Origin of the sequence: Halocella sp. SP3-1 (assembly GCF_003953885.1) — a bacterium.
Classification (GTDB): domain Bacteria; phylum Bacillota; class Halanaerobiia; order Halanaerobiales; family DTU029; genus Iocasia; species Iocasia fonsfrigidae.
Genome location: NZ_CP032760.1, coordinates 1,365,349 through 1,390,794 on the forward strand (window position 1 = coordinate 1,365,349; position 25,446 = coordinate 1,390,794).

General features: G+C 33.6%; 18 protein-coding genes. 14 read left to right on the forward strand and 4 right to left on the reverse strand.

Going from position 1 to position 25,446, the window contains the following annotated elements; all coding sequences use genetic code 11:
- Positions 1-33 precede the first annotated feature (33 nt).
- From D7D81_RS06535 to D7D81_RS06550, 4 genes are read left to right on the forward strand one after another with little or no spacing between them, the layout of a single operon-like run.
- Entirely contained in the window at positions 34-984 is a 951-nt protein-coding gene (locus D7D81_RS06535) for a sugar-binding transcriptional regulator (RefSeq protein WP_125988435.1), read from the forward strand.
- Between the two features lie 10 nt (positions 985-994).
- Positions 995-1,939 carry a 1-phosphofructokinase family hexose kinase gene (locus D7D81_RS06540; RefSeq protein WP_125988437.1) on the forward strand — a complete coding sequence of 315 codons (945 nt, stop codon included), beginning with the start codon at positions 995-997 and terminating at the stop codon, positions 1,937-1,939.
- A gap of 17 nt (positions 1,940-1,956) precedes the next feature.
- Positions 1,957-3,375, forward strand: a complete 1,419-nt coding sequence (locus D7D81_RS06545) for an FGGY-family carbohydrate kinase (protein ID WP_164522135.1) — start codon at positions 1,957-1,959, stop codon at positions 3,373-3,375.
- Positions 3,376-3,425: 50 nt separating this feature from the next.
- Complete coding sequence (locus D7D81_RS06550) at positions 3,426-4,274, forward strand: class II fructose-bisphosphate aldolase (RefSeq protein WP_125988440.1); 849 nt, start codon at positions 3,426-3,428, stop codon at positions 4,272-4,274.
- An 87-nt stretch (positions 4,275-4,361) separates the two neighbouring features.
- On the opposite strand, the gene otsB is transcribed toward D7D81_RS06550, so the two are convergent.
- Both otsB and D7D81_RS06560 read right to left on the reverse strand, forming a co-directional pair.
- On the reverse strand, positions 4,362-5,153 hold the full coding sequence (gene otsB / locus D7D81_RS06555; RefSeq protein WP_125988442.1) for a trehalose-phosphatase: 792 nt from the start codon (positions 5,151-5,153) through the stop codon (positions 4,362-4,364).
- Positions 5,128-6,546 carry an alpha,alpha-trehalose-phosphate synthase (UDP-forming) gene (locus D7D81_RS06560; RefSeq protein WP_125988444.1) on the reverse strand — a complete coding sequence of 473 codons (1,419 nt, stop codon included), beginning with the start codon at positions 6,544-6,546 and terminating at the stop codon, positions 5,128-5,130. Before D7D81_RS06560 ends, otsB begins: the two co-directional genes overlap by 26 nt.
- 341 nt (positions 6,547-6,887) lie before the next feature.
- On the opposite strand from D7D81_RS06560, the gene D7D81_RS06565 reads away from it, so the two are divergent.
- Positions 6,888-8,102, forward strand: a complete 1,215-nt coding sequence (locus D7D81_RS06565) for a pyridoxal phosphate-dependent aminotransferase (RefSeq protein WP_125988446.1) — start codon at positions 6,888-6,890, stop codon at positions 8,100-8,102.
- A 19-nt stretch (positions 8,103-8,121) separates the two neighbouring features.
- Here D7D81_RS06565 and D7D81_RS06570 read toward each other — a convergent pair whose 3' ends face one another.
- Positions 8,122-11,982, reverse strand: a complete 3,861-nt coding sequence (locus D7D81_RS06570; RefSeq protein ID WP_125988447.1) for a DUF445 family protein — start codon at positions 11,980-11,982, stop codon at positions 8,122-8,124.
- A gap of 308 nt (positions 11,983-12,290) precedes the next feature.
- On the opposite strand from D7D81_RS06570, the gene D7D81_RS06575 reads away from it, so the two are divergent.
- The 9 genes from D7D81_RS06575 to tkt all read left to right on the forward strand — a co-directional run bounded on the left by D7D81_RS06575 (position 12,291) and on the right by tkt (position 25,084).
- Positions 12,291-13,040 carry a LacI family DNA-binding transcriptional regulator gene (locus tag D7D81_RS06575; protein WP_286170283.1) on the forward strand — a complete coding sequence of 250 codons (750 nt, stop codon included), beginning with the start codon at positions 12,291-12,293 and terminating at the stop codon, positions 13,038-13,040.
- Positions 13,041-13,044: 4 nt separating this feature from the next.
- Positions 13,045-13,305, forward strand: coding sequence for a substrate-binding domain-containing protein (locus tag D7D81_RS20055; protein WP_286170284.1), 261 nt, complete (start codon positions 13,045-13,047; stop codon positions 13,303-13,305).
- A gap of 120 nt (positions 13,306-13,425) precedes the next feature.
- Positions 13,426-16,662, forward strand: a complete 3,237-nt coding sequence (locus tag D7D81_RS06580; protein WP_125988449.1) for a hypothetical protein — start codon at positions 13,426-13,428, stop codon at positions 16,660-16,662.
- A gap of 125 nt (positions 16,663-16,787) precedes the next feature.
- Positions 16,788-18,041 (forward strand): extracellular solute-binding protein, encoded by a 1,254-nt coding sequence (locus D7D81_RS06585; protein WP_125988451.1) that lies wholly within the window; start codon positions 16,788-16,790, stop codon positions 18,039-18,041.
- A 51-nt stretch (positions 18,042-18,092) separates the two neighbouring features.
- Positions 18,093-19,004, forward strand: coding sequence for a carbohydrate ABC transporter permease (locus tag D7D81_RS06590; RefSeq protein WP_125988453.1), 912 nt, complete (start codon positions 18,093-18,095; stop codon positions 19,002-19,004).
- A 9-nt stretch (positions 19,005-19,013) separates the two neighbouring features.
- Positions 19,014-19,895, forward strand: a complete 882-nt coding sequence (locus D7D81_RS06595; RefSeq protein WP_125988455.1) for a carbohydrate ABC transporter permease — start codon at positions 19,014-19,016, stop codon at positions 19,893-19,895.
- A gap of 152 nt (positions 19,896-20,047) precedes the next feature.
- Positions 20,048-22,765 (forward strand): GH36-type glycosyl hydrolase domain-containing protein, encoded by a 2,718-nt coding sequence (locus D7D81_RS06600; RefSeq protein WP_125988457.1) that lies wholly within the window; start codon positions 20,048-20,050, stop codon positions 22,763-22,765.
- A 29-nt stretch (positions 22,766-22,794) separates the two neighbouring features.
- On the forward strand, positions 22,795-22,929 hold the full coding sequence (locus tag D7D81_RS20060; RefSeq protein ID WP_269059902.1) for a hypothetical protein: 135 nt from the start codon (positions 22,795-22,797) through the stop codon (positions 22,927-22,929).
- Between the two features lie 172 nt (positions 22,930-23,101).
- Positions 23,102-25,084, forward strand: coding sequence for a transketolase (gene tkt / locus D7D81_RS06605; protein WP_125988459.1), 1,983 nt, complete (start codon positions 23,102-23,104; stop codon positions 25,082-25,084).
- 166 nt (positions 25,085-25,250) lie between these two features.
- On the opposite strand, the gene D7D81_RS19430 is transcribed toward tkt, so the two are convergent.
- The gene (locus D7D81_RS19430) at positions 25,251-25,394 is read right to left on the reverse strand and encodes a hypothetical protein (RefSeq protein WP_164522136.1); all 144 of its coding nucleotides are present in this window, start codon (positions 25,392-25,394) and stop codon (positions 25,251-25,253) included.
- Positions 25,395-25,446 lie beyond the last annotated feature (52 nt).

Here is a 25,446-nt window from a genome sequence, read left to right on the forward strand (position 1 = left end):
AACATATGGTATCGGGAATTAGGAGGGATATGGGTGAATACGGAGAGGCTACAATTATTATATCTTATTGCTTATGATTATTATATTAATGAATTAAAGCAACAGGAAATTGCCCAAAAGCATGATATTAATCGGGTTCAGGTGAGTAGGTATTTAAGTGAGGCTAAAGAAAAAGGGCTTATAGAAATTAATGTTATTAATCCCTTGAAAAATAAAAATCAGTATCTAAAAGAGGAGATAATGGAGAAGTTTCCAGTTAAAAAAGTATTGATTGCCATAACTTATAATCAGAGTAGAGAAGATATTTTGGAGGCATTGGCTAAGAAGGCCCAGGAATATATTAACAGTACTTTTCTTCCCGCTGATCAGGTTGGTATTGGCTGGGGAACTACGCTCTTTCAATTAGCTAAAAACTTTAAAGCAGATAGGTTATTAAATGATATTAAGTTTATTCCTTTAGTTGGTGGATCTCACAAATTTGATAAAGAGTTTCAAGCCAATAATATTTCATTTATGATAGCGGAAAAGTTAGGTGCTAAGAGTTTCCCGTTAATGGCACCATTCTATGCAAATAATCTTAAAGAATATGAAACAATCATAAAAAATTCAGACGTCAAAAAAATATTGGATAAATGGAATGAGTTAACGAAAATAATTGTCGGTATAGGGAGCAATTTTTCTAAAACTCCTTTAATGAAGTTAAATGTTTTAAATGAAAAAGATTTAACAAAGCTGCTTAATTTTAGACAGGTAGGAGATATACTAACTCATTATTTTAATTTGGAAGGACAATTTTGTGAACTTGATATTTATAATAAATTAATCAGCTGTTCACCTGATAACTTGAGTAATGTTAAGGAAGTAATTGCGGTTGCAGGTGGTTTGGAGAAAAAGGAATCAATAACCGGTGCATTAAAGACTGGATTGATTGATACTATCATACTGGACAACATAACTGCAGATAAAATCATAAAAAATACTTGAGGTGACCTAAATGAAGATACAAATATTAAATCTAAATCCTTCATTTGATCATACAGGAATTGTAAAGCATGAGACTGAATCAAATGTTGTTAGAGTTGATGAGGTAGTAGCTCTTTCTAGTGGTAAGGGAATAGATGTGGCTCGAGTGCTGCATATTCTTGGTTATAAGGATTATATAGTCTCAAATATTATTGGAGGTAAAGTAGGTAGATTAATTAAAGCGGGCCTTGAAGAGGAAGGCCTAAAATCATGGAATTTTGCTATTAAAGATGAATCAAGGATTAATTATGCTTATGTAGATGAATTTAAAGGTGATATTTTGATGATTAATGAACAGGGACCGGTTATTATTAATCAAGAAAAGGAGGAATATTTTGCAAAGTTAGAATGCTGGCTGGAAAAAGATCAGATTTTGGTCTTATCAGGGAGTGCAGTCAGGGGTTTTAGTGAAAATGATATTAGAAAGATTATAAAACTTGCTAGAAAAAAAAATATGTATATTGTAGTAGATATTAGTAAACATTTTTTGACAGCTTGTCTTAAGGAAAGTATTGATTTTCTAAAAATAAATAATGAAGAGTTTATCAGTGAATATGAAAAAGATTATGCTTATCAGTTTACTAAGAAAGATGATTTTATCAAGGTTATTGAAAGCGAAGGTTTGAAAAAGACTATTATAACTTTCGGTAAAGATGGTGCCCTGTTTTATAATAATGGTAAAATTTTATATGGTAAAAATAAAAAAATATTTTCTGATTATGCAGTAGGTTCAGGTGATTCATTTTTGGCTGGTTATTTATATGCTTATGTTAATAATTATAATTTAAGTAATTCGCTGAAATTTGCTATGGCCTGTGGTGCTGCTAATACAAGGTCATATGGTGCTGGTTTAATGAAGTATGAGCATATAGAAGAGATAAGGGATAATTATCTCGAAATTATAAATTTAAATTGAAGGAGGTGGCCTTTAAGGTGAAGGCACTAGTTGGTATTGATATAGGTACTACTAATATTAAAGTGATAGCATTTTCAGTTGAGGGTAAACCCCTGATAACCTTAAGTAGGAAGAATGTTATTTGTGAAGAAAATGGTTATTTTGACTTTGATGGGAATTATATATTTAAAAATGTTCTCTCAATGATAAATGAACTTGTAATAAAAGATATTAAGATAGAATCCATTGGTATTTCTAGTCTTGCTGAAACAGTTTTTCCCATTTTTAAGACTGATATAAGTACAATAAAATCAATGGTATGGTATGACCGAAGAACAAATAAAATCAAAGAAAGTTTTTTTAAGAAGATAGGTGAAGAAGATTTTTTTAAAATTACTGGGCTTAAACCACAGGCCTTGTATTCAATTTTTAAAATAGGCTGGTACTATGAAAATGAAAATGAATTTTTTAGTAAGGCCATAAAATGGCTGCCAGTTAATAGTTATCTGGGCTACCAGTTGACAGGTGCTCATTATATTGATTATACAATGTTGAGTAGAACTGGAGCCCTTGATATTAAGAAAAAAGAATGGTCTGATAAGATATTTTCATTATTACCTTTTAATAAGGAAGTATTTCCTGATTTTATTAACAGTGGAGAAAAAATAGGTTTTCTCAAGAAAAGATATAAAAATTTTTTGGGTATAGATTATGATATTCCGGTTAGTTTAGGAGGGCATGATCATATATGTGGAAACTATGCTGTTGCTGCTTTTCAAGGTAATAATGTTATTATGGATTCCATGGGAACTGCGGAAAATATACAGGCTATTGTAAATCTTGAAAATATTGATCTTGAGAAATTGTTTAAAAAAGACTTATTTGTTGGACTTCATGTAATTCCAGATAAAGCCTATATCTATAGAGCCTTTCATTACTCAGGTGGTTTAATCAATAACTTAATCAGCCTCTTTTTTAATAAACCCATAAAAGATATTGGCAAGAAAGACTTTGAGCAGTTTAATAAAGAAGCAAGCAGGTACCTCAATAAAGAGACGGAGATTAATTTTTTCATTGAAGATAATAAGGATAATATCACAAGTAAAGATCTTTTTTTACATGATATTAATATCATTGACATTCCTCTCAGGGCAAGAAGAGGTGAGGTGTTTATGGCTGGAATTCGCTATCTTGGAAAAAAGGGCAAAGAAATTATTTGTGATTTAGAAAAATTAACCGGGATTAAAGCCGAAGTAGTAGCAATTGGGGGTAGTACAAGAAATGAACTATTAATGAAGGAAAAAGCCAGGATTATAAAGAGAAATTTATATATTAATCAGGTTGAGGAAGCAGTAACCTTGGGAGCAGCTTTACTGGGTGGTGTTGGTGCAGGGATTTTTAAAGATTATCGTGAGGCAGTAGGTAATATTAGTAGGGAAAAAGTAAAAGTATTGTAATTTGTAAGTTTTATAGACAAAAATTTTTAATAATAAGGGGGAGTAATAATATGTCATTAGTAAATTTAAATGATATTTTAGTAAAAGCTAAAAAAGGGAAATATGCTGTAGGGGCTTTTAATTTTTTTATTAAGGAAGATCTTGAAGCAATAATTAGTGCTGCTGAGGAAGTTCATTCACCAGTTATTGTGATGACAAGCCCTTCTGCAGTTAAACATTGGGATATTATAGATATTGCTCAATATGTGAGGAGAAGGGCACATTTATCAACTGTGCCAGTCTGTCTACACCTTGATCATGCTACAGATTATAATACAATTATTAAGGCTATGGATGAAGGTTATAGCTCTGTAATGTATGATGGTTCTTTGTTGTCCTATGAAGAAAATGTAAAAAATACTAAAGAAATAGTCAAAGTAGCCCATGCTTTAAACATAACAGTAGAGGGTGAAATTGGCCGTGTTGGTAGGTCAGAAGATGGGGAAGAAGAAATAGATACAGTTTTATCAGTGCCAGAAGAAGTAAAAGAATATGTAGAGGTAACAGGTATTGATGCTTGTGCTATAGCGATTGGTTCTCAGCATGCTATGCAGAAGCAGGAAGCAAATCTAGATTTTGATAGGTTAAAGGCTATTAGGGCAGTTGTTGATCTTCCCTTAGTATTACATGGTTCATCAGGTGTAGTGGAGGAAGAACTAAAGAAAATAGGTAAAGCTGGAATGCAAAAGGTGAATATCGGAACCAGACTAAAACGTGTTTTTAGTGATACAATGAGAAAAATGTTGAATAATAATAAAGAATTACATAACCAGGTAAAGGTACTTGAAGCCTGTACTGATAGTGTTAAGAATGAAGTTATTCACAAGATGGAGTTGCTAGGTTGTATAGCTAAAGCATAGTTTAGTAGATATTTACTAAAGAAGATAATATATTTTAGATACTTATTAGGTGGTCTTCATGTAATTGGCCTCCAATAAAGTCCCTGCTTATTTTAAAAGTAGAGCCTTTAATTCCTGCAAAAATGTTAATACCTCAGTAGGGTTTTTAACAGTATAGTCTGCTGAGGTATTAATTTTATTTTCATTTTCTACATAGATGCCTATACCATTATTGAGTATCTTAAAGACATCTTCATCTGTGCTGTCATCACCGATATAGATAGGTAAGTAACTATCTATTTTATTTTTCTCTTTAATTTCCTGGATTAGTAATTTTACAGCATCACCTTTATTCCAGAAACGAGGGCGTATTTCAATTATTTTACGTCCAGGCAGTATTTCATACTCCCGTTTTCTTATTATTGTTTCAAGGTGTTTAATTATTTTATCTTTATTTATTGTAGTAGGGTGGTGTAGGGTTAAGACCAGTCCTTTGTCTTCAAGGGAATAATCGGGGTCTATCAGGTATTCTTTTTTAAAAAAATCCCTGATATTGTTTAAGTCAGTATTTTTTAACCCCCTATCCTTTCCGGGGGAAAGCTCATTTCCATCAGCAGTGATTATCTCCAGGCCGTGGGTTCCAGCATAATAAATGTCTTTAAGATTGATAAATTTTCTTAAGTCTTTTAGCCTTCTGCCAGTAATGAGGCTGATGGAGTATTTTTCAGTATCATTCAGGTGTTTAATAAGTTCAATAACTCCAGGGAGGGGATAGGCTTCAGCTGGATTGTCTGCAAAAGGAGCCAGGGTACCATCATAGTCAAGAAAGAGTAGGATAGAGTTATATGTGCTAATTTCTTCAAAGACTTTATTTTTACTTATGGATAATTTTTTGTTCATAGACACCCTTCCATTCCTTTAAAAAGAGATCTCTCCACCAGTTCAGGTCATATTTCCTAACCTTTTCTTTAAGACGGTGCATCCTTTCTGTTTTTTCCCATTCAGGCATTTCTAAGGCCTGGTGAATGGTTTCTGTAACCCCTTCTACATCATAGGGATTTACCTGTAAGGCATCCTTCATTGCCTCAGCTGCTCCGGCAAATTCAGATAAGATTAGCATTCCATTATTACTGGCAGCTACATATTCTTTAGCAACCAGATTCATACCATCTATTAGTGGTGTTATCAGGGCTACATCAGCGGCATTATAATAAGGTAGTAAATCATCCTGTTCCATAAATTGATGAAAATATTTGATTGGTGTCCAACCATCCCGTTGATAGCGGCCGTTTATATCACCAATTGTTCTGTTTATTTCTTCCCTCATATCCTGGTATTCTTCTACACCGGTTCTACTGGGGGATACCCGCTGTACCAGGGTGACTTTCTTGATATATTCGGGGTGTTTTTCAAAGAGATGGTCAACTGCCTGTAATCTTTCCAGGATGCCCTTTGTATAATCAAGTCTATCTACACCAAAAATAAGTTTTTCAGCTGAATATAGTTCTTTAATTTTTTTTACTTTTTGATCCATGTCCTTAGATTTTACTGCAAAACTCTGATAATCGACACCGAGTGGGATAGCTGTAACCTTTGTTTGATGTCCGTTAAATTTAATGGTATTCTTTTTTCTATCTATTTTTGCACCGATTTTTTGAGCACAGTTGAGGAAGTTTTTAACATATGACTGGGTATGGAAGGCAATAAAATCACTTGCCAGTATTTGTCTAATCAAGATATTGCGCCAGGGTATAGTTCTAAATGATTCCCAGGCAGGCCAGGGTATATGCCAGAAGAAAGCTAGCCGGGTTTTTTTGTTTTTTTGTCGTATTAGTTCAGGAACCAGTGCAAGGTGGTAATCATGAATCCAGATATAGTCGTCAGCATTAGCTTCTTCAAGGGCTGCTTCAGCATATCTTTGATTAATTCGTTCATATACATCCCAGTATTCCCTTTTAAAATTGGCCTTTTCAATAAAAGAGTGGCAGATAGGCCAGAGTATTTCATTGGAAAAACCATGATAAAAACCTGCAATATCTTTTTTACTAAGTTTTATTCGTTTAAGTTCATAGCCATCTTTATCAGGTACTATAACTTTGCTGTTTTCATCAACTACTTCAAAATCGGCCTGACCACGTCCCCAGGCAACCCAGACCCCTTTTTCTTCCTGCATAAGGGGATCAAGTCCGGTTGTTAAACCGCCAGCCAGTTTTATACACTTAATCTTACCATTCTTTTTTTCATGTGCATAGGGTTCACCATTAGATACAAGTATTAACCGGTTATTATTCATCTTATATCACCTCTCCAAGTTTATTATCTTACCGGTTTATTTTTGTGTATAAAAACTGCTTTCACCTAAGTAAATTTTTCGTAAAACTCCTCTATTATTATGTTAACAATAACTATTATCAAAGTCAAGGGTAAAAGAATATTATTTACCAGAAGTTAACATTCATCATACAATAAAATGATTAAATTCTATAAAGTAAACCAGAGTCATATTATTTATATTATTAAATGAAAAAGAGAATGATGTCTTAAATAAATGAAAAAATGTTTTCAATTTACTTTAAAACATGTTAGAATATCTTTAACTATTAAAAAAATATTATTTACTCGGGGGGTTTAGAGATGGATATGATTAAAAAATCAGTTAAGTTAGATAATGTTTGTTATGATATAAGGGGGCCGGTCCTGGATGAGGCGAAACGGCTTGAGGAAGAAGGGTATAATATTATCAAATTAAATACAGGTAATCCTGCTCCCTTTGGTCTGGATGCACCTGATGAAATAATCCATGATGTAATATTAAATCTAAAAAATGCCCAGGGTTATTGTGATTCTAAAGGTATTTTTCCTGCCCGAAAATCAATTATGCAGTATTATCAGAAAAAGGGAATTATGGATCTGGAGATAGAAGATATCTATATTGGTAATGGGGTTAGTGAATTAATAGTTATGGCTATGCAGGGTTTGTTAAATAATGGTAATGAAATCTTGATACCTGCTCCAGATTATCCCCTATGGACAGCCGCGGTAAATCTTTCAGGGGGTACAGCAGTACATTATTTGTGTGATGAACAAGCTAACTGGTATCCAGATATTGAAGATATAAAAAGTAAGATTAATGACAAGACCAGGGGTATTGTAATAATTAACCCCAATAATCCCACTGGGGCAGTTTATCCTAGAGAGGTGTTGGAGTCGATTGTTGAGCTGGCTCATCAACATGACCTTATTTTGTTTGCTGATGAGATATATGAAAAAATATGCTATGATGGACTGCAACATACCTCTCTGGCAACATTGACTGAGGATTTATTGTGTGTAACAATGAGTGGTTTATCCAAATCTCATCGCGTAGCAGGTTTCAGGGCTGGATGGATGGTTCTTACCGGGGATAAGACAAGGGCTAAGGGTTATATAGAAGGCTTAAATATGCTGGCTTCAATGCGGCTCTGTAGTAATGTAACATCCCAGTATGCAATTCAAACCTCACTGGGTGGGTATCAGAGTATTAGTGACCTTGTTGCTGAGGGTGGTCGTTTGAGGGAACAGAGGGACCTTACCTATCAGAAATTGATTGAGATACCCGGGATAAGTTGTGTTAATCCCAAGGCAGGGTTTTATTTATTCCCTAAAGTAGACCAGGAAAGGTTCAATATTAAAGATGATGAAAAGCTGGCCCTTGACCTATTATTACAGGAGAAAATTCTCCTGGTTCAGGGGACTGCTTTTAACTGGCCTGATCCGGACCACTTCAGGATTGTATTCCTGCCCCGCAAGGAAGAATTGCGTGTTATTATGGAGAAACTCAGTAATTTCCTTACATCATATCACCAGTAGGTAGATAGCTGGTTTTCCTTTAAAATAAGCTAGTTAATAAACCGATTAAACCACCTATCCAGCCGTATACCTCAAGTCTCTGGAAGTAATCACCTGCAAAGGAGTAGAATAGTTTTTCGATTTTACGGGCATCCATATTATTTACCTGTTCAACGGTAATCTTATGGATGTCAATTGTGTTTACTAGGTCAATAAAATTATTATCTACTGACTCAAAGACCGCAGCTGCTGCTAATTTCAGTAAAAAATTGCCTGTTTCTTCTTTAATAAAATCCTCTTTTCTATCTATTAAATTAGTCAGGAATTCTTGTAGTTGGGTATTGATCTCTTTCCTTTTTCCTTTGTTAAGGTAAATTTTCTCTATACTGCTGGAAAGGTCTTTTCTTAGATAATTATAATTTATTAAGGGAGACTGCTTATTATTTGACAGTAGTGCATTAAGGGCCTGGTTGATAAAGTTATTAAGGGATTGACTTTTTAGTAATTTTTCTAAACACTGCCGGACAGTAGGATATAGCTCATCTTTATCTATACTATCCAGTTCTGCAGCAAGCCCGTCAGGGAAAAGTGTATAATATAACTGATGAGAAAGCTCCTTAACTCCTTCTTTAAGTTGGTAATTCTTACTGCTGATTTCTTTACTGAAAAATTCTATATCTTCATTTAAATTAAGCATTAGCTGTTTCAACAGTTTAGTCCCGGTATTATTAGTTGGCTTGACAAGGGGTTTAAAGAGATTGATTATTTTACCGCTAAGGACATTATCACTTAAAATATTTTTAAGTATTAACATTATCCCTCTCTTTTTTAGGATCGGCCCTATTTGGGTAGGGGGATAAGTAGCTATTTTTGTTAAATATTCTCCTGCCTTTTTATTTATATTACTTTCTTCTTCCTTGATTAATTCTGGTAGTTCTTCATCAATTAAAATATCTACTGTCCTGTCCAGGGTTTCATTTATATTCAGCATTTTACCTATTAGCAGCCAGAGTCCGGACTGTTCTTGATTGTGTTTTCTCAGGTTTTCTTTAAGATTCTGACGAATTATTTCCAGAAAATCTATTAGTTTATCAGCTAGATAATTTGACGGGTCAATATTTTTTACGGCATTTTCAGTTAAAGCAGACAAGTGCTTATTAAATTCCTTATCAATAAAGCGGGCGGTTTTTTCCTGGAAAGAGGATGAGTTGATTATTTGGGCAGTAATTTTTTCCAAGACAGCTGTTTTAGTATCCTTTTTAACAAATGATTTTGTAAGTGATATAAGTATATTTTCCACTGTTTTCTCATTTATATTATTAAAACTGTTTTCTACTACCTTGTCAAGATTCTCTAGTAACCAGGTCTCGATATTAAAGTCATTACTTTTTTTAAGTAGTTTTTCGATGATTTCGGTAATTACTGTACTTATCTTATTTAGCTGTTTATTATTTATTTTCTTTAGATTAATTTCTTCTGTCAAAAGGATAGTGTTTTCCATAAGTTTAATTGACTTCTGGCAGATATTATTCCTTTTTTGATAGGTAATCTTAATTATATTTTCGCTAATTCTGTCCAGGTTTTTATGTAGAAGTTCTTGAAACAAATGGTTTTGATCTTTTTTAATTGTATTAACAAGACTTACTTTGAATTCATTTTTCTTACCTTTGAAGAATCTATTTATTGAATTAATATTGAGTAATTCTTGGTGGACAAATTCCCCCAGGGTTTGAGCAAGACGTTTTTTCTCTCTGGCAATAACACCTGGGGTGAAAGGCACCTTCAGACCGAAGAATTTTTTCTCTTGATATGGTTTAAAAACCATTTTCAGGGCAATAACATTTGTTAAATAACCAATAAAACCGTAGGTAAGGACTGTTAAGCCGAGATTAAATTGACCTCCTATCTTGAGGTAATGTCTTAACAAAAAAAGTAGTGAGGCAGAAAAACTCCCCAGTACCCCACCGAAAATAGTAATTGGTTTCAGCTCTCTACCGATGAATTCCTCCAGGATATTTTGAATATCTTGATCAGAGATGGTTTTTAGATTATCACTGATTGTTTTAGCTATTTTTCCATCCAAGAGGGTGGGAAGCTTATCCTGTAGTATTTTCTTAGTAGTAAGCTTTATTCCTTTGGAAGATTTAATTTTATTAAGCTGTTGTAAGAATGAGCTCAGCTTAATATCTGTTGAATTCTTAAGTAGCTGGCTGGATTTCTGGCTTAATAAAGGACTAATAATTTCTTCAGGATTAAGTAAGTTATGTATTGTCTTTTTATTTTTTTCTTGATAGATGCTGCTCAGTTTGTTTTTTAAGCCGGGTAGCTGTTCTCTGCTAAGGCTTATTAGTGATTTATGATAGTTAAGTATTTTATTTTCCGTAAAAATATCATTAATTGAAAGTCCATTTATTTTATTAAGAACACTAATTAGCAGGCTGGAGATATTATAATTTGAATCTTTATTGTAGACTGTCTGCTCAAGCAGTAATTCTAAAATATATTTTTTGTTTTTGGCTATTAAAGGACTTAAGTCCACTTTGATTGTTTGTCCTATTTTTTGTCTGCTTATTTTACGGGCAGTTAAGTGAAATTTTTCCTGTTCTAAATACTTGATTGTTTTTTTCTGTAGTTTTTTGGCCAGTATTTTTGAGTCAATAAGCTCATTATTAAGTAATAAAGATATTAAATCTGAAATTTTCTTATCTTTAAGATGATTTAGCAGTTGTTGTGATAATTGTATTTTATTATGATTTTTCTTACCATGTAGTATATTAATGAATTCTTTACTGATATTGTTTTTTTGGCTGATACTGTTATAAATATAATTTTTTATATTAGCTTGTAGATTGGAGCCGTTTACTTTTTCTGCTGTCAGGCTTTTTTTGACTGCCCGGTCTATTAAATCATTTATTTTTTGATGATTATTACTGATCCATTTTGACAGGTCATTAAGTAAAATATTAATGTATTTATTAAATTGCTGTTCAAGATTTTCACTGCTTATTTTCCCAAGACTTATATCCAGTGATTCAAGGAGCTTAAACAGGGTTTTCAGGAGTTCTTCCAGGGCAGCTAAGCCTTCACTGCTGTTAAAAAAAGATATCAGGGCTTTACTACTGTTGTCTATTAGTTCTGTAGTTTGCCGGGCACCCAGGAGTTGGACAGGAGTCTTATTTTTCAGCCTGTTCTCCATTTTTTGAATAGGCTTATCAAGTTCCATTTTATTATATATTCTAAGTAGGGATTTTAATATTTCATTCCTGTTATTTTTTCCTGTTTGGATAAAAGAGTTATTAGCTGCTGAAATGAGCCTTCTTGTTATACTATCAAAGGATTGCTGTGCTAGGAAGTCTTCTATTTTACATGCCCTATGTTCACTATATAACCTCAGTAAAAGTGTTTCTGTAATTTCTTTGTTTTCGATTATAGGAATTATATTTTTACTTAGATTATCTATGATATATCTAAAATGTTCTGGACTGATCAGCTCTTCCAGGGTAAGTGTTTTTGTTATAGGATAGAGCAAAGTAGCTATCTGCTGGGTGGAGTTTTCCAGGCAGCTGGCTATATTATTTATTGTTTCTAGAGAAGCGGGAATGTCCTTTACTTTAAGTTTAGCGAAAGCTTGATAAAGGTTATTATCTAATAAATCGTCTATAATGTGATTTAAGACCATTTTAAATTCTTTTTTATTAAGTTCATTACTGAGGGTGTTACTATTAATTATCTCTTCTTCAACAAGTTTACTGATGTTCTTTATAAAGTCTTTTTTGGTTTTAATAATTACGCCCCCAAAAGGGCCGTATTTTTTAAAAAGCATTTTAATGGCAATACTATTGGTGGTATAACCAGTAAAACTGCCGCTGATTAGTTCGATTAGTAAGGATAGATAGTTCAAATTATAACCCCCTTTAAAATCCCTTAATTGTATTATACACAATAACAACCCTTACTTTCCATTAATTATAAAAAACAGCTGTAAAAATTATTTAAAATGCTCAGAGATTTTTTAAATAATTTTTTGGAAGTAATCTAAAACAATGAAAATAAAGGGCTTGTAGGGAGATAAAAAAATAATAAAAATTTTAATAAAAAAAGGAATATTTGATTTAGTATAGAATATATAGTATTGTAACCGATTTCGAAACGCCTTGCTTATAATAGTTTATGATGATATATGAAATGATTAATAATTGGGGGTATACAATGGCCACTATAAAAGATATTGCCAGACAGGCTAATGTTTCAACTACTACAGTCTCGAGAGTACTTAATAACTATCCTGATGTTAGTGATAAAACAAGAAAAAAAATAATTAGAATAATTCAAGAAAATAATTATAGACCTAATACTGTGGCCAGAAGTTTATCTACCAGTAAATCTAATACTATAGGAATTTTTTTTACAGATCATTTTAATACGGGTTTACACCATCCGTTTTTTCGTGAGGTTATCTATGGTATGGAAAAATCTCTTGGTGAAAAAGGATATGATATAGTTTATTTTACTAATAGACATTGGGGTGAAAATTTTAGTTATTTAGATAAATGTCAGGACCGTCATGTAGATGGAGTAGCTATGATGGGTGTTTTAAGAAATGACCCTAACTTAAATAAACTGTTAGCTTCAAAAATACCTGCAGTTTTTGTTGATATAGATATTATTGGGAAAAATGCCTCATATGTTATATCTGATAATATATCAGGTGCTAAAAAAGCAATCAATTACCTCTATCAATTAGGCCATAGAAAGATTGGTATGCTCGCTGGTTTTAGTACAACAAAAACCAGTCAGGAGAGGTTTCTGGGTTATCAACAGGCACTAAAAGAATTGAATTTAATCTATAATTCTGAATGGATTTTTGATGGTAATTACTCTGAAGAAGGTGGTTATCAGGCTATGAGAGAGATGTTAAATTTAAAAGAACTTCCTACTGGTTTTTTTTTGTCAGAGTGATGGGATGGCTATTGGTGCTATGCGGGCTATAGAAGAGGCGGGATTTAAAGTGCCTGATGACTTTTCATTAATTGGTTTTGATGATATAGAGGCAAGTAGGTATGTAAGGCCAGCTTTAACCACAGTTGCCCAGAACAAAGAGAAGATGGGTAGTTCTATTGCTAGCTTACTAATAAACATGATTGAAAGTCCTAATGCAGGTAATTCTCCAATTATTTTGCCAGTTAATCTAATTGAAAGAGATTCATGTAAAAAAATAAAATAATTTAGAACCACTACCGAAACCGATTACAGTTATATGAATAGTATGAAATTTTATTTTATTATTTGCCTAAGAAATAATTATAATGCAAATTATTTATTTTGTGTTGAGAGGAGTATAAGAATGAAAATAGATGAGTCTGGTAATTTTATAATTGAAAATTACCAAAAGCAACGTACTTTTTCCAGCTTTTTACCCGGGATAGCAGGTAAATTTGGAATACCAATCTGGGCTTTCTATGTAAATAGAGGACAAGGGGTTGCCAGTTTTGGAATTGAAAATAAAGACAATGCTATTTTAGAATTCTTACCAGCTAATAAATCATATCAATCTGTTACATATAAGGGATTTAGAACATTTATAAAGTTTAAAGATAATTATGGTAATGTCAAAATATATGAACCCTTTACAAAGATTAATCAGAAAATTAATAGTAAGATGATTATAGCACCACATTGTTTAACTATTGAAGAAATAGATAACGAATACCAGCTTGCAATTAAAATTAAATATTTTATTCTGCCAAATGAAAACTTTGGCTCTCTTATCAGAAGAATTTCTTTGAAAAATCTAGCCATGCAGGAGAGAGAAGTAGAAATACTTGATGGATTACCGGAAGTAATTCCTTATGGCTTATCAAATACTGCTTTGAAAGAGGTTAGTCAGACAATGGCCGCCTGGTGTAGGGTTTATAATCTTGAGAAAAAAATACCTCTTTATCGTGTGAAAGCAACTACTGCTGATTCTCCAGAAGTTCATAAAATAGTGAAAGGTCACTTTTGTTTATTTTATACCGATAAGAATACTATACTAACTCCCCTGGTGGATCCCGAGGTTATTTTTGGAGAGGATACAAGTTTTCAAATACCAATAAATTTTATAGATAAAGAATTGTCAGATTATCAAGGAGAACAAATGACCGAAAATCGTTTTCCTTCTGCCATGTCTGCTTATAAGGTTAAAATAGAAGGTGGTTTAACTACTACATTAAATTCATTATTTGGTCATGTGGCAAATGAAAATAGATTGATAGAGATTAAGGAACTAATAACCCAGGGTGATTATTTAGTTAGAAAAGAAAAGGAAAGTGAGATTATACATCATAAGCTTACAGATAATATCTTTACTAAAAGTAATATCCCGGAATTTGATTATTATTGCTGTCAAACCTATCTTGATAATCTCTTACGGGGAGGTTTTCCTATAAATATAGGTCAAGGTGGGAAGATTAATCACATTTATTCCCGTAAACATGGAGATCTAGAGAGGGATTATAATTTTTTTCATCTGGAAGCATCATATTACTCACAGGGGAATGGTAACTATAGGGATGTAAATCAAAATAGGCGTTCTGATAATTTCTTTAATCCACAGGTTAAGGATCATAATATCAAGACATTTGCTAATCTTATTCAGGCTGATGGCTATAATCCTCTTGTTATTAAAGGAAATAAATATTATTTGACTCAAAAGGCTAGAGAAGAAGTAATAGGACTTGTAAGTGATGATTATCAAGACCTGCTTTATGAAAGACTAAAAAAATCTTTTACACCAGGTGAGTTAACCTCATTTATAAATGACTATAACATTAAGTTAAATATAGGACTTGACCAGTTTATTGAAACTGTTATAACCTTGTCATATTCAACAATTGAAGCAGAATTTGGTGAAGGTTACTGGATAGACCATTGGACATATTTGTTGGATTTAATAGAAAATTATCTGGCTATCTATCCGGAAAAATCTAATGAGCTCTTTTTTAATGATGATTCTTATTACTTTTATGATAGCTATATGAAGGTAAAGCCTCGTAGTGATAAATATGTCTTGACAGACCTTGGTCCTCGCCAACTGGATGCAATAGTAGAAGTTGAGGAAAAAAGAAAGTTGATAAATTCGAGGAAAGAAAAGCCATATCAACTACGAAATGAATATGGTAAAGGAAAGGTATATAATACAACTTTACTGGTCAAATTACTATCATTAGTAACTAATAAGATGTCCACCTTAGATCCATGTGGTATTGGCATAGAAATGGAAGCTAATAAACCAGGGTGGTATGATGCTCTTAATGGGTTGCCCGGTATATTTGGTTCTTCTACCCCTGAGACTCTCGAATTAAAGAGATTGGTGGATTATTTACTAGAAATATTGGTTACTGTTAATTATGATTATAAGGTTTTATTACCATTAGAAATTTATGAATTCCTTACAGGGTTGAATAATTTAGTAAATATCTGGCTGGATAATAAAGATGATTTTAACTATTGGGACAAAGCAAGTAGTTTAAGAGAGAAATATAGAGAGAAAGTGTTTTATGGTTTCAAAGGGAATGAACAGGAGATTTTAGTGAAAAATTTGATTGAATACCTGGAGCCTATTTCAAAAAAGTTACATTATTCTATTAAATGTGCTTCCGTAACCGCTTACGGTATTTATTCAACATATTATTACTATATACCAATTGAATATAAGAAGACTGATCAATTTTCAAAAGGAGGTTATCCATTTATTAGAGTAAGCAAATTTGAGCAAGTAATATTACCACCTTTTCTGGAAGGTCAGGTAAGGGCCATGAAGGTCCTTAAATATGATGCAGTAAAAGAATTACATGAGAAAGTCAAACATAGTGAACTCTTTGATAAAAAGTTAAAGATGTACAGATTAAATGGAGATTTATCTGCTATGCCTGATGATATAGGAAGGGCTCGAGCATTTACACCAGGTTGGCTGGAGAACGGCTCAATTTGGCTTCATATGGAATATAAGTATTTATTAGAATTAATCAAAAATCAATTATATGATGAGTTTTTTCAAGCATTAGATGATTGTTTAATAGCTTTTCAAGACCCTGAAATATATGGACGGAGTATATTAGAAAACAGTTCATTCATTATGAGCAGCTCCAATCCTGATGAAAAAAATCATGGAAGAGGGTATATTGCAAGATTAAGTGGTTCAACTGCTGAGTTTTTGGAAATTTGGGCTATTATAGCTGTAGGTATTAAACCATTTCGATATGAAAATGAAAAATTAGTTTTTGAACCTAAAGCTATTCTTAAAACAGAATTTTTTACTAAAGAAGAAAAGAGGATTACTTTAAATATTAATGAGAAGGAATGCAATTTTTTAATCCCCAAGAATTGTTTTACATCATTATTTCTAGGAAATACTCTCCTTGTCTATCATAATCCTGATAAAATTAATACCTTTGATAATTGCAAAATTAACTCATATAAAATTTTAACTAAGAAGGGGGAGATTATAATAGCTGAGAATTCTAGCTTAAAAACACCATGTGCTGAGATGTTGAGAAATGGTGAATTAGAGAGGATAGATATTTATTTAAGTGAAGGGTAAATAGTGAATTTTCAGCTATTAATATAGTTTTAATACTCAAATGAGAAAGGTGGTGACTTATAAAGCTATATTTCACCAATAATTAAAGAGATTAAAAAAATTCAAATTATGAAGGAGGAAGTATAATGAGAAAATTATTAGTTGTAAGTCTGATGATTATCTTGTTAGTTGGTATTTTTACTTTGGCGGTGGCTGCTAAAACTACTATTAAGGTAGCGTGTTATCCTGATCAGGATTCTGGATTTGAAGATATTTTAGACCAGTTCCATGCTGAGTATCCTGATATTGAGGTAGAGCTGGTAACTAATGGTTTTGCTGACCATCATAAAACACTACTTACTCAAATTGCTGCAGGGGCTGAAGTTCCTGATGTAACAACTATTGAAATTGCTTATATTGCTAACTTTGTTGCCAATGGTGGATTTGTCAACCTTTTAGAGGAACCATATAATGCTGGCCAATTTAAGGATAATATAGTTTCATATAAATGGTCTCAGGGGACTACAAATGATGGTCGCTTAATTGCTTTTCCGAGTGATATAGCTCCAGGGACTATTTATTACCGGCGTGATATTCTGGCTGATCTTGGATATAAAATAGAGGATATGAAAACTCTAGAAGATTGGCTTGTTGCTGGTTTGAAATTTGCTAAAGACTTAGATGGTGATGGTGTTAATGACCGCTGGTTATTAGCTGATGCTACTGATATTTTCTTTATGATTGCTAGAAGTGGTAAAGAACTATACTTTAATGAAGATGGAAAATCTATTGTTGATTCAGCAAGATTCATAAAGGCTTTTAGAGCAGCTAAAATGGTTAGAGAGAAAGGTCTGGATGCCAGAATTGGTGCCTGGACTAATGAGTGGTATTCTACCTTTAAAAATGGTACAGTTTTAATTCAGCCTTGCGGGGCCTGGTTAGGTGGTCACATCCGTAACTGGATTGCTACAGATACAGCCGGGAACTGGGGTGTAAGCAATCTTCCAGATGAAATGTACGTAAATTGGGGTGGATCCTTCCTGGCAATTCCAGAAAAGGCTAAACATAAAGAGGAAGCCTGGGAATTCATCAAATTTGTTGCTACCAGAAAAGATACTCAGCTAGCTCAGTTTAAGGCCTCCAATATCTTTCCCTCCTGGATGCCTGCTTTTGATGATCCTATTTTTGAGGAAGAAATGGAATTTTTTGCAGGTCAGAAAGCCCGTTTGCTCTGGCTGGAAGCTGCCAAGAAAATACCTAATGTTGTAACAAATAAATATGATGTCATTGCAGAAGAAATTGTTAGAGCGGCTTTAACAGAGGTTCTTGAAAACGATGTTGATCCAGTACAGGCATTAAAAGAAGCTAAAGCTCAGATCGAAAGAAGGGCTAGAAGGTAATAGAATATATGGGGGGTGGGGTTCTCTCCCCCTCAAATAAGGAGGATTAACATGAGATTGAGCAAAAAAGCAGCACCATATGTTTTTATTTCCCCATTTTATATACTTTTCTTTATCTTTGGTGCTTTTCCTATTATTTATTCTTTTTTCTTGAGTTTTCATATCTGGGATGGGATTAGTCCTAAAGAATTTGTTGGTTTTGAAAATTATATCTTTGTTTTAACAGATCCCTGGTTCTGGCAATCAGTCTGGAATAGTTTAGTTATTTTTATTTTAACTACGATTCCACAACATATTATTGCTTTATTTTTGGCATTTATTTTAAATTCTAATTTGGTAAAATTAAAGAATCTTTTTAGGTCTTCCTATTTTTTGCCTTATATCACTTCCTCGGTAGCTGTATCTATGGTATTTGGAATGTTATATGGTGAACATTTTGGGATATTAAATGCAATTTTAAAATATATGGAAAAGTTTTCCCTTATAGGAGCAATGTTTAATATTATCAACTTAAAACTACCTATTAGGTGGTTAGGTGAAGCAGCGTGGATAAAACCATCAATTGCCTTATTAGTAACCTGGCAGTTTACCGGCTGGAATATGATTATTTATTATGCTGGTTTACAGAATATACCTGAAAGTTTATATGAAGCAGCAAAAGTAGATGGGGCCAATATGAGGCAGGTCTTTTTTAAGATTATTCTACCAATGTTGAGACCGGTTATCCTCTTCGGAGTAACCTTATCTATTATTGGTAATCTTCAGCTCTTTGAGCAGCCATTCATTTTGACACCTGATAGGACGGGTGGTAGTGGACGGGCTGGTCTTACAACAGCTTTATATCTTTATCGAACTGGTTTTAACTGGAATATGTTCGGGGTCGGTAGTGCTATGGCTTATATTCTTTGTGTATTCATTATAATTTTATCATTAATTAACAGCAAAATATTCCAAAAAAGGTAGGGGGTTAGTATGAAGTCAAAAACAAATTTGAAAACAGTTATTGTTGATACAGAAAAGAACAAAAGAAGTTGGATGGAGAAGTTTAATAAAACAATACTTTACTTATTTTTAAGTTTTGGAGTTGGAATTACTTTTTTTCCATTTTACTACATGTTAGTGCTAGCTACCCGGAGTAGGGAAGAAATCTTTAATTTTCCACCTCCACTCTGGTTTGGTGGCTCATCCTGGGATAATCTCCAGATTTTATTAGAAAAATTACCTTTCTTCCAGAATATATTTAATTCTATTATTGTGTCTTCCCTGGCGACCCTGCTGGTTTTATTTTTCTGTTCTTTAGGGGGATATGGTTTTGCTAAATATAACTTTAAGGGGAAGGAAAAACTATTTTTTCTAATGTTGGCAAGTATGATGATTCCTAGTTTGTTATCAATTATTCCCTGGTTTATCATGATGAGATATTTTGGCTGGATAAATAGCTTTAAGCCGCTTATTATCCCTGGTGCTGCCAATGCCTTTGGAATATTTTTAATGAGGCAGTTTATGGAAGATATTCCCAATGAAATAATTGATGCAGCTCGAATTGATGGTGCTGGAGAGTTTAAAATATATTATAAAATTGCTTTACCTTTAAGTAAACCTGGACTTGCTACATTAAGTATTCTTACTTATCTGGGAGCCTGGAACAATTTTATGGGGCCTTTATTGGTACTTCAGGAAAAAAGTAAATATACCATATCAGTTGCTTTATCAAAACTAAATGGTAATTTTGAGACTCCTTGGGGGGCAACAATGATGGGGACAGCCTTGGGAGTATTGCCTATTGTTATAGTCTTTATCCTGGCTTCAAAAAGATTTATCTCTGGATTGACAGCAGGTGCTACTAAGGGTTAGTAGAATAAAGCAGAGTATTTGTTCTTACTAAGGGAGTTTCCCTATTGTATAGGGATATTCCCTTAACTTATAATAGGGCAGTATTAAAATCACGGAATTAGAATGAATTGTATAAATATATGACAAATTTAATATAAGAAAGGATGTAACAAATGACTTGGATGTTTACTGATAATAATGGAACATTTAATTTAAAACAAGCAGATGAAATAAGTTGTTTATATTTTCCATTAGCCAATGAGAGTGGAATGATGTCTGCAGTAACTCCTTCTTTGAATGGAGATATTAAAACCGGGCAGAATAGTTTCTTACTCCAGCCTGTTTCCGCCGAAGATTTACATAATAATCGTTCAAATCGGAACTTCTGGTTTAATATAAAAGGATATGGGCCCTGGTCAGCAACTGGTAATTCAGCCCGGCAAATATCTTCTAAATATAGTAAAAAAAGTGATGAAACTGTAGAATTAGAGGCCGGGTTTTTATGGCATAAAGTAATACGAGAGAATCGTCAAATTAATATAAGGGCAGAAATAACAAATTTTGTACCAGTAGACGATGATCAACTTGAGTTAATGAAAGTATCTATTATCAATACAGGTAAAGAAAAAATCGAATTAACTGCAACAGCGGCTATTCCTGTTTTTGGACGTTCTGCGGATAATCTAAGAGATCATCGTCATGTAACTTCACTTTTAAATCATATTAAAACCAATAATTATGGGGTTATAGTAAAACCTACTTTGTCCTTTGATGAGAGAGGTCACAAGAGAAATTATACTTCCTATGCTGTTTTGGGCAGTGGACCTGATAATTCAAATCCCATAGGGTTTTGCCCTGTTTTACAGGATTTCATAGGGGAAGGGGGTACTCTGGATTGGCCCCGTACTATTGTCGAAGGCAATTCAGATTATGTTAAGTCAGGGTTTGAATATGATGGCTATGAAAGTATGGGAGCTCTTAGATTTAAAGAAGAAGAATTAGAACCTGGAAATTTTATTTCTTATATTATTGTTATGGCCATTGATCAAACTGGGAATAAGATGGATAAATATATTGAAAAATATTGTTCAGAAAAGAGTTTTGATAAAAAATTAGCTGAGAACAAGGAATACTGGCAGTCAAAATTAAATCAATTAACTTTTTATACTGGAGACCATAATTTTGATAACTGGATGAAATGGGTTACCTTGCAACCTATCTTACGTAGAATTTATGGCTGTTCATTTTTACCATATCATGATTATGGTCGAGGAGGTAGGGGGTGGCGAGATCTCTGGCAGGATTGTCTTGCTTTATTATTAATGGATGATGAAAATGTCCATGACCTTCTATATAATAATTTTGCTGGTGTTAGAATTGATGGTAGTAATGCCACTATTATCGGTAATGCGCCTGGTGAATTTATTGCTGACCGTAATAATATTAGCAGGTTATGGATAGATCATGGGGTCTGGCCTTTACAGACTACCAGCCTTTATATTAATATGACAGGTAACTTGAGGTTTTTATTAGAAAAACAAACTTATTTTAAAGATGGGATAATATCTTTTGCTAGAGAGAGAGATGAATACTGGAATATAGATATAGGTAATAAGTTAAAATCAAAAGAGGGCAAAATTTATCAGGGGAGTATTCTTGAACACATATTATTAGAGAATTTAACTGCATTTTTTAATGTTGGTGAAAATAATAATCTCAGACTAGAAGATGCTGATTGGAATGATGGTCTTGATATGGCATCAGAAAAAGGAGAGAGTGTAGCATTTACAGCTTTTTATGCTGGTAATCTACTTGAAATAGTTAGATTGCTAGAGAAATTAAGAGATCAGGAAGGCATTACTGAAGTAGAATTATTAGAAGAGATAAATGTTCTATTGGATTCTCTTAATGATAGTCTAAATTATAGTAATGTCGAAGAAAAAAATAAGACTCTAGCAAAGTATTTTAATAGCTGTAAACATAATATATCAGGTAATATGCTTAGTATACCTATTAATGAACTTATAAAAGATATAAAATGTAAGGCAGAATGGGTGGTAGAACATTTCAGAAAAGAAGAATGGATAGGTGATAAAAATGGCTATGAATGGTTTAATGGTTATTATGATAACAATGGTCAGAGAGTAGATGGTGTTGGACCAGTAGAAACAAGAATGACTTTAACCGGTCAAGTGTTTTCTACTATGTTTGATATTGCTACTGAAAAACAGATTGAAAAAATAACGTTAGCTGCTGATAAGTATTTGTTTGATAAGAAAGTAGGGGGTTATAGGCTTAATACAGAGTTTAAAGATAAGGAACTTCAACTTGGTCGTTGTTTTGAATTTGCCTATGGACACAAAGAAAATGGTGCTATGTTTAGCCATATGTCTGTAATGTATGCTAAGGCTCTTTATCAACGTGATTTCGTTAAAGAGGGCTATAAAGTATGGAATACAATTTATCAACACTGTCTAGATTTTGAAAAAAGCAGGATTTATCCTGGTATTCCCGAATATATTAATTCCCGCGGTAGGGGAATGTATACCTATCTAACCGGTTCTGCCAGCTGGCTGCTTTTAACAATGGTTACAGAGGTATTCGGGATAAAGGGTTTTTTAGGAAGCTTAAAAATTGAACCTAAACTACAAAAAGAACAATTTGATCAAGATGGTAAAGCTAGTATTAATATTAATTTTGCTGGTAATAAACTAAAGGTCGAATATATTAATACTGATAAGTTGGACTGTGGAGAATATGAAATAAAAAAAGTTACTATGAATGGAAGAGAGATTACTCCACATGAGATGGGTAGTTATGTAGTAATTGATAAAGGAGATTTACAGATATTGGAAGCAGATGAAAATATAATTATTGTTAAACTGGGATAGCTATTAATAATACGAGAGGATGATTTTATATGGGGATTAATAGTAATCTGTTAGAGATAAAAGAATATACTGATGAAGGTTATAGTCCTGTCATTGATTATGATAAATGGCGGGTAGCAGTATTAAAAGTGTTAAATCCCTCTTTAGGGGTCTGCAATGATTAATAAATTAGAAGGAAAAATTAGTAATTATAAAGTTAGCTTAAATTGAGAGAATCTGTAACTCTTACTTTTTTAAAATGATTTAAAATGCTAGCCTTACTGGACAAATGATTTAGAAAGATATAAAATATTGGTGGAGAAATATGATAGTCAATTATTTAGAGGAGGTATTAATGTGTTAGGAGATGTTGCAAAAACGATAAGGGGATTGTCTGCCGATGGTGTTGAAGAAGCTAATTCAGGCCATCCCGGTCTACCGATAGGTTGTGCAGAGATAGGTGCCCTGCTTTATGGGGAAGAATTAAAATATGATTCTTCTGATCCTGAATGGCCTGATAGGGATAGATTTGTTCTTTCGGCAGGTCATGGTTCAATGTTGATGTATTCTGTTTTACACCTGGCAGGTTTTGGTCTTAGTCTTGATGACTTGAAGGAATTCAGGCAGTTACATTCTAAAACCCCTGGACACCCGGAATATGGTTATACCCCCGGGGTAGAGACAACAACTGGACCATTGGGACAGGGTTTTGCTAATGCTGTAGGAATGGCTCTAGCAGAGAGGATGTTAGCGGCCAGGTTTAATACAGCAAAATATGAGATAGTTGATCATTATACATATACCCTGCTTGGTGATGGTGGAATGATGGAAGGGGTCGTTTCAGAAGCAGCTTCTCTGGCCGGCCACCTGGGGCTGGGTAAATTAATTGCCTTTTATGATGATAATGATATCTCGATTGGTGGTAATACAGATATAACCTTTACTGAGGATGTCGGAGCAAGGTTTAAAGCTTACGGCTGGCATGTTATTGATGGGGTTGATGGTCATGATATTTCAGCACTACGTGAAGCGGTTAGAGAAAGCAAGGAGATAAGTGATAAACCAAGTTTAATTATTGCCAGGACAAAGATAGCCTTTGGCGCCCCAACTAAAGAGGGTACTGCAGCAGCACATGGTGCCCCACTTGGTGAAGAAGAAATCAGGGGTCTTAAAGAAAAAATTGGCCTGCCTGTTGATAAGAAATTCTATGTCAGTCAGGAAGTAAGGGATTATTTTGAAGAACATAAAACTAATTTAAAGAAACTAAGGCAGGAATGGGAAAAGACCTTTGAGAGCTGGGCAGAGGAAAACCCTGAACTTAAGAAACAGTGGGATAGGGGTATTAAACGGGAACTCCCGGCAGAGCTTAAAGATGTAGTTATGGATATGAAAATAGAGGCACCAGTAGCCTCCAGGAGCTCATCGGGTAGTGTTTTATGTGAGATAGCTGATCAAGTTGACTACCTTGTTGGTGGTTCAGCTGACCTGGCTCCTTCTAATAAGACATATCTTGATAAATATGATGAGGTTCAGCGTGACAATTTTGCTGGACGTAATTTCCGTTTTGGTGTCAGGGAACATGGCATGGGTGCGATAGTCAATGGTATTTCACTCCATAAGGGGCTGCGTCCTTTCTGTTCAACATTTCTGGTTTTTTCTGATTATATGAAACCTGCCATTAGACTAGCTGCTTTAATGAAACAACCTGTAATCTATGTCTTTACACATGATTCGATATTTGTGGGGGAAGACGGTCCTACTCATCAACCGATAGAACATGTAGAATCACTACGTGTTATTCCTAATTTGAAGGTAATTCGTCCGGCTGATGAGGAAGAGACCAAGTCTGCCTGGCTTACTGCTATGGAAAGGAAAGATGGGCCAACAGCACTCATTTTAACCAGACAGGGACTGCCTCATCTTGATAAAGCTGATGGATTTGCTGCTATTTCTAGAGGTGCTTATGTAGTTAAAAAGGAAGAGGGTAATAGTTTAGATGTGGTATTAATGGCAAGTGGTAGTGAGGTATCTTTAGCTTGTGATACTGCTGAGCTTATTAATGAAAAGGGTAAAGCTGTACGTGTAGTCTCTGTTCCTGACCGCAAGGAATTTATTAGTCAGGGTAAAGACTATATTGATAAAGTTCTTGGCAATAGGGATGCCTTTAGGGTTGTACTTGAAGCTGGTGTTAGCAGTGGCTGGTTCCGCCTATTGGGAGAGAATTATCATGTGGTTTCTATGGAAACCTATGGTGAAAGCGGTCCAGGTCAGGAAGTAGCAGATGAATTTGGGTTTAAGGCTGAAAAGATTGCTGAAGATGTTTTAAAAAAACTTAAATAAAAATTATCTGCACAAATTAAATATTAACCCCCTTAATGGTTTATATAACATAAGCAATAAGGGGGTTTTTAATATCTTATTTTTGATATTTAAAAAAATTAAATAATAAGCATTTTTTTCTTATTAATTACATATGTATTTATTAGCGTGTAAAAAAAGAGGTGATCTATTTAAAGATCACCCTGAGGCCTATAGAGACTCCCAATATAAAGGCCTCGATATCTTTATCAGTTAGAGTGAGTATAAAGACACAGATTATTAGCATACCGGTGAGGACTTTATCAGTTGGTGTTTGAGGTTCTTTAAACATATCTTATCCCCCCTTTGTTGTTTGCATTTTATGTCTATCACCTCCTTTAAAC